General features: G+C 70.6%; 8 protein-coding genes. All 8 read right to left on the reverse strand.

Features of this window, described 5'->3' with window-relative positions; all coding sequences use genetic code 11:
• Positions 1 to 286: 286 nt before the first annotated feature.
• On the reverse strand, positions 287 to 1,024 hold the full coding sequence (locus tag HPA02_RS17280; protein ID WP_146804448.1) for an energy transducer TonB: 738 nt from the start codon (positions 1,022 to 1,024) through the stop codon (positions 287 to 289).
• Complete coding sequence (locus HPA02_RS17285; protein ID WP_146804449.1) at positions 1,021 to 1,428, reverse strand: ExbD/TolR family protein; 408 nt, start codon at positions 1,426 to 1,428, stop codon at positions 1,021 to 1,023. Before HPA02_RS17285 ends, HPA02_RS17280 begins: the two co-directional genes overlap by 4 nt.
• The gene (locus tag HPA02_RS17290) at positions 1,421 to 1,954 is read right to left on the reverse strand and encodes a MotA/TolQ/ExbB proton channel family protein (RefSeq protein WP_146804450.1); all 534 of its coding nucleotides are present in this window, start codon (positions 1,952 to 1,954) and stop codon (positions 1,421 to 1,423) included. The genes HPA02_RS17285 and HPA02_RS17290 overlap by 8 nt, the downstream gene beginning before the upstream one ends.
• Positions 1,938 to 3,317, reverse strand: a complete 1,380-nt coding sequence (locus HPA02_RS17295) for a MotA/TolQ/ExbB proton channel family protein (protein WP_146804451.1) — start codon at positions 3,315 to 3,317, stop codon at positions 1,938 to 1,940. Before HPA02_RS17295 ends, HPA02_RS17290 begins: the two co-directional genes overlap by 17 nt.
• Positions 3,314 to 4,090, reverse strand: coding sequence for a DUF3450 domain-containing protein (locus tag HPA02_RS17300; RefSeq protein ID WP_244945960.1), 777 nt, complete (start codon positions 4,088 to 4,090; stop codon positions 3,314 to 3,316). Before HPA02_RS17300 ends, HPA02_RS17295 begins: the two co-directional genes overlap by 4 nt.
• A gap of 218 nt (positions 4,091 to 4,308) precedes the next feature.
• Positions 4,309 to 5,547, reverse strand: a complete 1,239-nt coding sequence (locus HPA02_RS17305; protein WP_146804452.1) for a hypothetical protein — start codon at positions 5,545 to 5,547, stop codon at positions 4,309 to 4,311.
• Positions 5,544 to 6,170, reverse strand: coding sequence for a condensin complex protein MksE (locus HPA02_RS17310; RefSeq protein WP_146804455.1), 627 nt, complete (start codon positions 6,168 to 6,170; stop codon positions 5,544 to 5,546). Before HPA02_RS17310 ends, HPA02_RS17305 begins: the two co-directional genes overlap by 4 nt.
• Positions 6,171 to 6,196: 26 nt before the next feature.
• The gene (locus HPA02_RS17315) at positions 6,197 to 9,871 is read right to left on the reverse strand and encodes an ATP-binding protein (protein ID WP_146804453.1); all 3,675 of its coding nucleotides are present in this window, start codon (positions 9,869 to 9,871) and stop codon (positions 6,197 to 6,199) included.
• Between the last annotated feature and the right edge of the window lie 159 nt (positions 9,872 to 10,030).

Here is a 10,030-nt window from a genome sequence, read left to right on the forward strand (position 1 = left end):
TGGCGGCGGGCAGGGCCGGCTCGGCCAGCGCCAGGGGCGCGGCCAACCAGAGGCTCAGTGCTACTAGCAGAGGGCGCGAAAGAAAGCGGGACATCGGCGAGCTTACCTTAGCTTGAATTCCAGGCCATGGATGGTGGCAGCGAGCGGCGCCGGTTGCGCCGAGGACACGACAAGAGAGCAGGACATCGACTTGCTTACCTTAGCTGGAATTCCAGGCCATGGATGGTGGCAGCGAGCGGCGCCGGTTGCACCGGAGGCACGAACAGAGAGCGGGACATCGGCGTGTTTACCTTAGCTGGAATTCCAGGCGCTGCTGGGCACGGCGCAGCCCCTCGGCCGGTGCGAAGCGCCAGCGGGCCACCGCCTGCCGGGCGGCGCGATCGAAGACATTGCGCGGCCGGGCCGAGATCACCTGGATGGAGTCCGTATCGACGCTACCGTCGGCGCGAATCAGGAAGCGCAGCTCCACATGGCCCTCGATGCCGCGGCGCTGAGCGCGACTGGGGTAGTCCGGCGGCACCCGGCTGGTGGGGGCCAAGGCGCCCACTTCCACCGGCGCCTCACTGACTTCCCCCGAGGCCGGGGCGCCGGCGGGCTCGCTGGCCTCGGCGGTGTCGGCCGGCGCCTCGCTGGGTGAGGGGCTCGGCTCCGGCGCGGGCTCGGGGGAAGGCTCGGGGACGGGCGGCAGCTCGGGACGCGCCTCGACCAACTCGGGCAGCGGCTCGTCGAACTCCACCGGCTCGAGCTCCCGGGGCGGCAGTTCCGGCTCCGGCAGGCTCACCGGGCTCGCCTGGGGCGGCGCCGGCTCGGGCAGCGGCGGAGGCGGCGGCGCCGCCTGGGGTGGCGCCGCCTCGGCGACGCTCGGCTCCGGCACCGCCTCGGGGGCCTCCACCAGGTTCATGCTCATGGGCGCATCGAGCACCTCGATCTCCGCCTCCGGCGGGGCCACCAGCAGCGCCAGCAGCCAGAACAGCAGCAGCGCCAGGGCGACGCCGCCCAGCGCCGAGAAAGGCACCCGGGTCATGAACCGCTCCGGGTGGCGGCCACCGCCACCTGCGCCACGCCGGCCTCGCGGATGCGATCCATCACCTCGATCAGCACCCCGGTGGGGGCCTCGCGATCGGCCTGAATCACCACCGCGCCCTCGCCGCTGACTAGGTTAGCCACGCTGTCGCCGACCCGATGACGGTCCACCGGGTCGCCATCCACCCAGACTGCCCCCTCGGCGGTAATCGCCACCATCACCTGGGCCTCCGCCTGGGGCGTGGCGGCGCTCGACTCGGGGCGCTCGATCTCCACCCCGCTCTCCTTGATAAAGCTGGTGGTGACGATGAAGAAGATCAACATGATAAAGACCACGTCTAGCATCGGGGTCAGGTTGACTTCATTGGCGTCGCCGCCATCGGCGACGAGACGGCGCCTACGCATGACGTTCCTCCACGGCCCGGGCCAGGCGATCGTGCAGACGCTGGTCCTCGCGGCGAATGATATGTTCCAGGCGGCTGGTGAAGAGCAGGCCCACCACCGCCACGGCCATGCCGGTCAGGGTCGGCAGGGTGGCCCGGGCCACCCCGTCGGCCATGGCCCGCGCCTGGCCGCTGTCGCTCAGCGCCAGGCTATCGAAGACGCTGATCATGCCGGTGACGGTGCCCAGCAGCCCCAGCAGCGGACAGAGCCCCACCAGCAAGCGGAGCCAGGGCAGCGGGCGGCGCAGGCGCCGCAGCAGGGCCTGGGTCCAGGCCTCGCGCAGGGTCAGGGCGCTCCAGCTGGCGTGATCGGCCCGCGCCACCCAGTGGCCAATCAGCTCGCGGCGGGCGCGGCGATAGGTGACGCGGAAATACCAGACCCGCTCCAGGGCCATGGCGAAGAGCAGCATGGCCACCAGGGCGATCCCCACCAGCACCGCGCCCCCCGCCTCCACCAGGCGTTCCAGGGGTTCAAGCCAGAGCGGCATCACGACGCGCGCGCTCCTCGTCACGGCTTGCGGTCGGGCCGCGCCCTTCCAGGTGCTCGGCCAGGGCCGCGCTGGCCAGCCCCTCCACCACGCCGGCCAGTTGCCGACTGCGGGCGCTCAGGGCGGTATGGGCGAAGAGCAGCGGCACCGCAGTGATCAGACCCAGCACGGTGGTGACCAGGGCCTGGCTGATGCCGCCGGCCATCAACTGGGGATCGCCGGTGCCGAAGACGGTGATCGCCTGGAAGGTGACGATCATGCCGGTGACGGTACCCAGCAGCCCCAGCAGCGGAGCCACCGCGGCCAGCAGCTTGACCAGTGGCTGGCCGCGCTCCAGGCGCGGCAACTCGGCCAGCACCGCCTCGTCGAGGCGCGCCTCTAGGGCCTCGGGCACCGGATGCCCCTCGCCGGAGAGGGCGCGGAAGCGCGCCAGCACCCGCCCCAGGGGGTTATCGTCGCGCAGCGCCTTCAGGTCGCGGCGCTGGCGGCGCACCGCCAGGCTGACTCGCAGCAGGTAGGCGTACTGCAGCAGCGCCACCAGCATGCCGGCGGCGCCGAGCGCCACCACCACATAGCCCACGGCACCGCCCTGCCGGAAGCGCTCCCAGAGGCTCGGCTGCTGGGCCAGGGCCGCCAGCACCTGGCCATGAGTGGGATCGATGGCCAGGGCCCGCGACGCCCCGGCATGGAAGGCGGCCAGGTCATCGGCCAGTGCCTCGGGGGTGCCTTCGGCCACCGCCAGGGTCGCGTCGTCGGCGCCGAGACGCAGCAGCGCCTCGGGGGTAAAGGCGGCGAAATCCCCCAGGCGCACCACCGGGCGTTCGCGGATCTCGCCGTCGACGCCGGCCACCGGCGCCATGAAGCGCACCACCCGGCCGGTCTCGGCGGTCAGCGCCATCAGGCCATCGGCGAAGGCCTCCAGGTCGGCCAGGGTCAGCACCTCTTGGCCATCCAGTCGTGGCGGCAGCTCGGCGCCATGGGTGGTGAGCCAGCTCTCGGCCAGGGCATCGCGCAGCTCGCCGCCATGGCGTGCCAGGCTGGCGAGAATCGACGCCAGTCCGTCGTCCTGCTCGCTGCGGCGTGCGGCCAGGGCCTCGCGGCGCTCATCCAGCACCGCCTCACGCTCGACGAGTTCCCGGTGACGGGCCTCGGCCTCCGCATGGGCCGCACGAGCCTCTTCCAGGGCGCTCTCCAGGGCCTGGCGATCGCCGAGCAAGGCCTCGAGACGCGCCAGGTCGCGGGCCTCGGCGGCCTGACGCTCGGCGCGCAGGCCGGCCGGCGAGGCCGCCTGGGGCTCGGCGCTTAGCGGGGCGACGACGAACCAGCCAAGCAACAGCACGGTCAGGCGTGACATCAGCCTCATGCGTCATCCTCCAGGGGCTGGGAAACCGGCAGGCGCAGCAGTTCCGGCGCCCGTTGATCGCGGGCCATGCGCAGGCCCTGACGCACCTGGCGACGCTGGGCGTCATCTAGGGCATCCCAGCGTCCCGGCTCCGCCAGCCAGACGCCGCCCTGACGCCCGTCCGGGGTCAGGTAGTAGAGGCCGACGCGGCCCAGGCGCAGGAAGTCCACCTCGCGGCGCGCCTCCCCCGCGTCCAGGGTGCCGCGCCAGGCATCCATCTCGCGACCATAGTCGAGCTCGGCACGCCAGGCCGCCAGGATGCGCTCCAGGCGCTCGGCGTCGTCCAGGTCGGGGTCGGTGAGGCTCGCGCGCAGGGCCTCGACCCGTCCCCGGCGTTGCTCGACCAGGAACGGCAGGTCGGCGTCGACCCAGGCGGCGAGACGCTCGATCAGCGCCTGTTGCAATTCGGGCAGGGCCTGGCGGGTATCGGCCAGGGCCTCGAGGGCCGCCTCGCGGCGATCGAGGCGCTCGGCGCGGGTCTCCAGGCCCGGCGCCAGGCGTTGGTTTTCCAGCCTCAGGCGGCGGGTCTCCCCCTCCAGGCGGCGCAGCTCCTCGAGCATGGCACGGCTCTCGTCGTCGGCGGCATCGATACGTTCCTGCAACGCCGCCTGGGCCTGCTGCGCCTCCAGATGTGTGTCCAAGGGCGTCGTGGCCAGGACGGGAAGGCTCAGGGCCAGCCCCATGAGTCCTGCCAACCCGCGGATGCGCCACGCTGCGATGGCGGTTCGATTCACTCTCGCCTCCCGGAAATGGTCATGATGCGATGCGCTACGCTAAACCAAACAATAATAATTATCAATTATAAAGATCACCGAAGTCGCCGCCCCGCCGACCAGCAATCGCAACGCGCCGTTACGGATACCGCAACACCCAGCACGCCTTCACCCAGAGTGATTCCCGGCACCGGCCGAAGCCGCTTTCTAGCATGGGCCGAGCGCGGCATGGGACCGCCTTAGGCGAGTCGTAACAGCACGTCATGGATCAGCCGTAGCTGGTTATAGGGGCCGGCCTGGGACTCTTCCTGGTCCAGGCGGAAGGCACGCTGCTCGGCCCGCGGCAGGCCGCGGTATTCGGCGATCACCTGGAACAGCCAGAGCTCCTCGCCCCATGCCAGTTCGCCCGCCGCCAGGTACGCCAGGGCACTGAGGGGCTCGCCGCCACGATCCACCACCGCCAGGTAGTAGGCCTCCACGTCCTCCTTGAGGGCCTGCTGGCGAGCGGCGACCAGGGTCTCCTCGGGCGCCTGGGCGACGCCAGCGGCGGTCACCGGCTCGGGGCGCGAGGCGGGTCGGGGCAGCTGGTGGAGCAGCTCGGTCAGGGTGCGGACATCGGGATCCTGGTCCAGGGCGGCGGCCCCCGCGGCGCTCAGGGGCGCGGCACGATTGACCAGCCCCGGCACCTCGCTGCGCCTGGCGTAATTACCGGGCACGAAGTCCGGGTGTTCACGCAGGAAGCCGACCATGCCGGCCACCAGGCGGCTGCGCGACTGCTGCTGGCGAAAGCGTGCCATCAGCTCGATCAGCCGCCGCTGCACCTCGCGCAGGCTGGTGAAGTGCTGGGTGAGCTGCTGTTGCAACTGACTGACCAGCAGCTTGCGCAGGGCGCCGTCGCTGCCCACCAGGGCGATCAGCTCGTCGAAGTCGATCAGCGCCAGGCCATCGAGCAGGCGCACGATCTGCTTCTGGGCACGGGCGTTCTCGCGAATCTTGTCGGCCAGCCGGCTGACGAAGCCGAAGTCGCCGTTGAGGCGCCGCCACAGGCTGTCGATGGCATCGGCGAAGCGGCCGTTGAGGTCATCCACCTCCTGGCGCAGGCGCAGCAGCTGCTGCTCCTGGCGCCAGTACTCCCCGGCATCGCGAGCCTCCCGGTAGCTCTGCACCAGGCCGCGCATCAGCTCCAGGGTCTCGGCGACGTCAGCATTGACGTGGCGACGCGTCTCGTCGGCGAGCATCTCGGCGATCAGCTCGCGCACCTTGGGAGCGAGCTTCACCCCACCCTGCTCGTCGGGACGCCACAGGATGCGCGCCGCCAGCAATCGATTCAGGGCGGTGGTGCTGAGCCCCTCCAGGGGCACCTCATCGCGGGCATAGCCGGCCATCAACGCCTCGGCATGCTTGCCCAGCAGCGCCAGGCGCTCGACGCCGGTGGTGACCAGGCGACTCTCCAGGGCCTGAGCGTCGCCGCCACTCACAGCAGGCGCTCCTGGCCGGCCGACACCTGGTCGTCCACCGGCAACTGCTCCTCGTCGCGGATCAGGCGCACCAGCTCGATCAGGTAATCGATCTTGGCGGTGACCACGAAGTACTGACGATCGGCGTGGGGCTGGAGCAGGTAACCATGCTCCTTGAGGCGCTTGAAGACCTGCTTGAGCTGGGCATCGAGCTGGTCGCTCTGAGAGCCGAAGAAGGGGTCGGTGGCCAGCCGTTCGAGGCGCTCGCGCAGGCCCTGATTATCCTCGCAGCGGGAACTGAAGTCGGCGGGCTTGAGCACATCGCCGGGGGCGGTCAGGCCGTCGCGCCCCAACGCCTCCTGCACCAGCTGCAACCACTCCAGCAGCGGCAGCAGGCTGGTCACGGTGTCATTGAGCTGACGCGAGAGCTGATCGCGGGCGGCCTCGTCGAGTCGATGCCAGGCGAGGAAATAGACGCTGCCCTCCGCATTGGTCGCCAGGCGCCGGTTGAGCGGGCGCAGGTAGGCATCGATCCGCTCGCGGGTCGCCTCGTCCTGCAGATGCCGGAAGGCGCTCTCGTCGCTGACCGCGCAGACGAAGTCGCCGGCCAGCAGGCGCTCGAGCAGGGGCCCCAATGCCACCATGCAGGGTTCCACCACTGAGGACTCGCTCATGAGGCGACCTCCTCGGCATGCGCCTGCAGGCGCTGGGCCAGGCGCGAGAGGCGCGGCTCGATGCGTTTGAGGCGACGCTTGCCGGGGTCGGTCGCGTCGCGATCGATCAGGTAACGGTGATGGAATAGCAGCAGCACGTCCGACTCCGGATTGGGGAAGGCACCGACGATCTGGATGCGGTTGTTATCGCAGGCGTCGAAGAGCTTCTCGACGTTGTGGTAGGCCAGGGTACCGATCTCGTCGATGGGCCAGTGAATCGCCACCCGGGCCTCGCCGCGCAGCAGCCGGGTAAAGGCGAGCAGGAACTTGCACAGGATCAGGTAGGCCATGCCGTGGCTGGAGGACTCCAGCAGCTGACGGTCGTTGCGGATCACCAGGTCGGTGCCGCCCTCGTTGAGGTGCAGCTCCAGGCGCAGCAGGCTCTCGAAGTCATAGCGCTGATCGCTGCGCAGCAGCTCCACCACGTCGGCCAGGGCATCGAGATAGTCGTCGCCGGGCAGCGGCTGCCCGGAGTCGCGCCACTCGTGGTAGCGCTTCGCGAAGCGCTTGAGCGGCTCCCAGAAACCCAGCTCGTCGATGGTCGACTGGATCTTGACCTCGGCGCGGCCGATGCCTTCCAGGCGCAGGTCGTCGGCGACCTCGTCGGAGAGGCGCCGGCTCTGGGCATTGATGCGCCGATTGAGATCGCGGAACACGGTGAAGAACTTGTCGAGGTCATCGGAGAGGTTGCGGCCCTCCTGCAACAGCTGCTGCTGTTGCCCCTCGAGCAGCTGCAGCATGCCCCGCAGCACGGCCAGCAGTTGACGGGGGCCGGCCTCCTCGAGCCGGGCGCGCTCGGCCTCCAGGGTCGCCTGAAAATCGGCGCTGGCGCCCTTGATCAGGTCGGCCTCGATCTTCTCGCCGCCGCGACGCAGCTCGTCGAGCGCCCGGGCGTGATCGGCCAGCGCCTGGCGGGTGCGCTCGATACGCTCCTCGGCATCCCCCGGCGCCTCGCCGCGGGGCGTCGTGTCGGGGTCGAGGCTCAGGGCCTCGAGCCGGGCGAGCAGCGGCGCCAGGGTCTCGAGCAGCTGCTGCTCGGCGCCGCGCCGGGCCTTGAGCTCGCTGACCGCCGCCTGATGCTCGCGCCGGTCGGCCTGGAAGGCCACCTTCAGGGCCTCGCGCTCGCGCTCGGCGGCCTGACGCTCGCGGGAGAGCCGCGCCTCCTTCTCCACCAGTTGCGGCTTGCGCTCGCCCCACTCCACGCGCATGAAACGGGCATAGTCGTCCAGCTCGTCGCGACGCTCGGCCGTCTGGCGGATGCGCTGCCCCAGGGTCTCGAGGCGCGAACGGGTCTCGCGCAGGCTCGCCGTATCGACGCCCCGTTCCGCCAGCTCACGGTCATAGGCGGCCTGCAGTTCCTCCCGCTGGCGGCGGTTTTCCGCCTTGTGTTCGTCCCACTGGCGGCGATGCCGGGCCACCTGCTGATCGAAGGCGGTCAATCGCCCCTGGAAGTCGGCGGTCAACTCCAGGCGCTGGCCGCGGTGCCCATCGTCCAGCGCCTCCAGGGCCTGGCGGCGCTCCTCGTCGAGCGCCTGCTGCCGGGCCTCCTGCTCTTCCAGGGCCTCGCGGGCGGCGGCCTGGCGGGCCCGGCGGGCGGTGGCGTGACGCTCCTGACACTGGCCGCGGGCCTGGAGGGCGTAGTCGACCTCCTCGGCGGCGCGACGCTGGTCGGCGCGGGCCCGATCGAGTCGGGCCGCGAGCGCTTGCACCGCCTCGTGGCTAGCCTTCAGGGCTTTCTCGGCGGCCCCTTCGGCCTCCTGGGCGGCGGCCAGCGAGCGCTCGGCGGTGTCGATATCGGCCAGCAGGGTGGCCTCGTCCCGGGCATACTCGGGCAGGGCGATGGCGGCGAGGTCCAGGACCAGCCCGAAGAGGTCATCGCTGGCCTCTTCATTGAACTGCGGGGCCAGGTCGCGGCGCTCGAGCAGTGGCGGGGCGATGACCTTGCCCAGGACCTGCTCCCAGCCCGGCCGGTGGTGACGCAGGAAGTGACGCAGGCTGCCCTGGGCGGGGTCGCGCTGGACCCGCAGCGCCTCGAGGTGGGCCTCGGCCCGGGAACGCTGGGCCCGTGCCAGCTCCAGGTCGCGCTCGGCCTGGCCCCGGGCCTGCTTGCCGGCATCGAGCTCGGCACGCAGGCCATCGAGGGTCGCCGCCGCGGCGCTCTGCCCCGCCTGGGCCTGATCGACCCGGGCCTGGGCCCGTTCCGCCTCGCGGCCCTCCTCCGGCGTCTGGGCATGATGGGCCAGCTGTGCCTTGAGCTCGGAGAGCCGGGCGGTGCCCTGCGCCAATCGAGCGCGGTAGTCGTCATCCAGGGCCTGACGCCGGGCCTGATAGTCGGCGTCCAGGCGACGCTCCTCGGCGTTCTGGGTCTCGCGGCAGGCCTCCTTCTCCTCGCCCAGGGCATCGATCAGCGCCTGGATCTCCTCGCCGTGCCGGCTCAGCAGGTCGCCGAGCTCGACGAGTCGCGCATCGAGGCGCGCCTTGCTCTCGCTAGCGGCCTGCTGCATCAGCTCGAGGTGGTCGCGGAGTTGCTGTTGCTGCTCGCGCCACTGGGGCAACGCCTTGAGGTCGCGCTCGAGCACGGCCATATCGGCCTCCTCATAGGCCTCGAACTGGCGCTGCAGGTCATCGAGCACCCGGCGCGTCTGATCCAGCTCGCTGTCGAGCTCGCTGAGGCGCTCGTTGAGCTCGCTGCGCGCTTCCTCGAAGGCCTGTTCCCGAGCCTGGAAGTCGCGCTGGCGGGCACCGAGCTGGGCCTCGAGATCGGCGCTGGCGCGCTCGGCCCGGTGACGGTCGGCCTCGAGCTGGGGCCGGAGCTGCCATAGTGCGGCCTCGAGGTCGGCGATCTCGCGATCGAGGCGCTCCAGCGCCTCCAGCGAACGCTGCAGGGGGGCGAGCCGCATGGATTGACGCATGCGGGCGATCCACTCCCGGGCCTTGGTGTTGCGAATCCGGGTCACCGGCAGTTCGACGCCATCTTCCTCGAAGATCGCCGCCAGCATGGTCTTGAGGGTGTCCATCTTGCCCTCCTTGGCGTGCACCGCCGAGACCAGCTTCTCCATATGGCGCAGCCGCTGGCCAGGGCGCACCAGGCTGAAGCGGGCGGCCAACTGGCGCAGCCGCAACCCCTCCCGGCGGCTGCCCGGCCCGGCGCCCTGCTGGGTGAAGTCGTTCTGGATCACGCTGCGATACTCGGAGGTGGCGCCCAGCTTGTGGGAGGTGTCGATGCCCTGGCGGCGCAGGCCGGCGAGCCACTGGGCGTAGTCCAGGGCGGTGACGCCGCCCTCGCTGTGCACCAGGTAGTCCTCGGGACGGTAGGGCGCGCCGACGAAGCGGTACTCCACCCCCCCCTCGCTCTTGCGGGTCAGCACCGCCTGGCAGAGCTCCCCCTCCTCGCGGCGATACTCGTAGACCAGGTAGCTGTTGCGATGCGGCAGGTAGAAGGCGTCGAACTTGAGACGCGTCTTGGGGACGACCCGGTTGGGCAGTTCGCCAAAGAAGACCGGTACCAGCCGTTGCAGGGTGGTCTTCCCCGAGGCATTGGTGCCGCAGATATTGGTGTGCCCCTCGAGGCTCAGCTCCACCACGCCCTCGAGATGGCCGTGAATCATCACGATACGTAATAGCTGTGCCATGCGAATCCCTTGCGCTTCCAAAGCGCCTATCTTGCCAGAGCCGGCGCCGAGATGCCGCCCATGCCAGCGCTCGGCGACTCACTTTTGGCTCCGAACGACACGAGCCGACCCCCGGGGGGATCGGCTCGTCTATGCGCGGCCTGGAAGGTCCGATCTTGC

Origin of the sequence: Bisbaumannia pacifica (assembly GCF_007989625.1) — a bacterium.
Lineage (GTDB): Bacteria > Pseudomonadota > Gammaproteobacteria > Pseudomonadales > Halomonadaceae > Bisbaumannia > Bisbaumannia pacifica.

Bases quoted from the DNA above. Each gene is read 5' to 3' on its own strand.
- HPA02_RS17295 (WP_146804451.1), bottom strand. From the start codon at position 3,317: ATGAGGCTGATGTCACGCCTGACCGTGCTGTTGCTTGGCTGGTTCGTC.
- HPA02_RS17315 (WP_146804453.1), bottom strand. From the start codon at position 9,871: ATGGCACAGCTATTACGTATCGTGATGATTCACGGCCATCTCGAGGGC.
- HPA02_RS17285 (WP_146804449.1), bottom strand. From the start codon at position 1,428: ATGCGTAGGCGCCGTCTCGTCGCCGATGGCGGCGACGCCAATGAAGTC.
- HPA02_RS17290 (WP_146804450.1), bottom strand. From the start codon at position 1,954: ATGCCGCTCTGGCTTGAACCCCTGGAACGCCTGGTGGAGGCGGGGGGC.
- HPA02_RS17280 (WP_146804448.1), bottom strand. From the start codon at position 1,024: ATGACCCGGGTGCCTTTCTCGGCGCTGGGCGGCGTCGCCCTGGCGCTG.
- HPA02_RS17310 (WP_146804455.1), bottom strand. From the start codon at position 6,170: ATGGTGGCATTGGGGCCCCTGCTCGAGCGCCTGCTGGCCGGCGACTTC.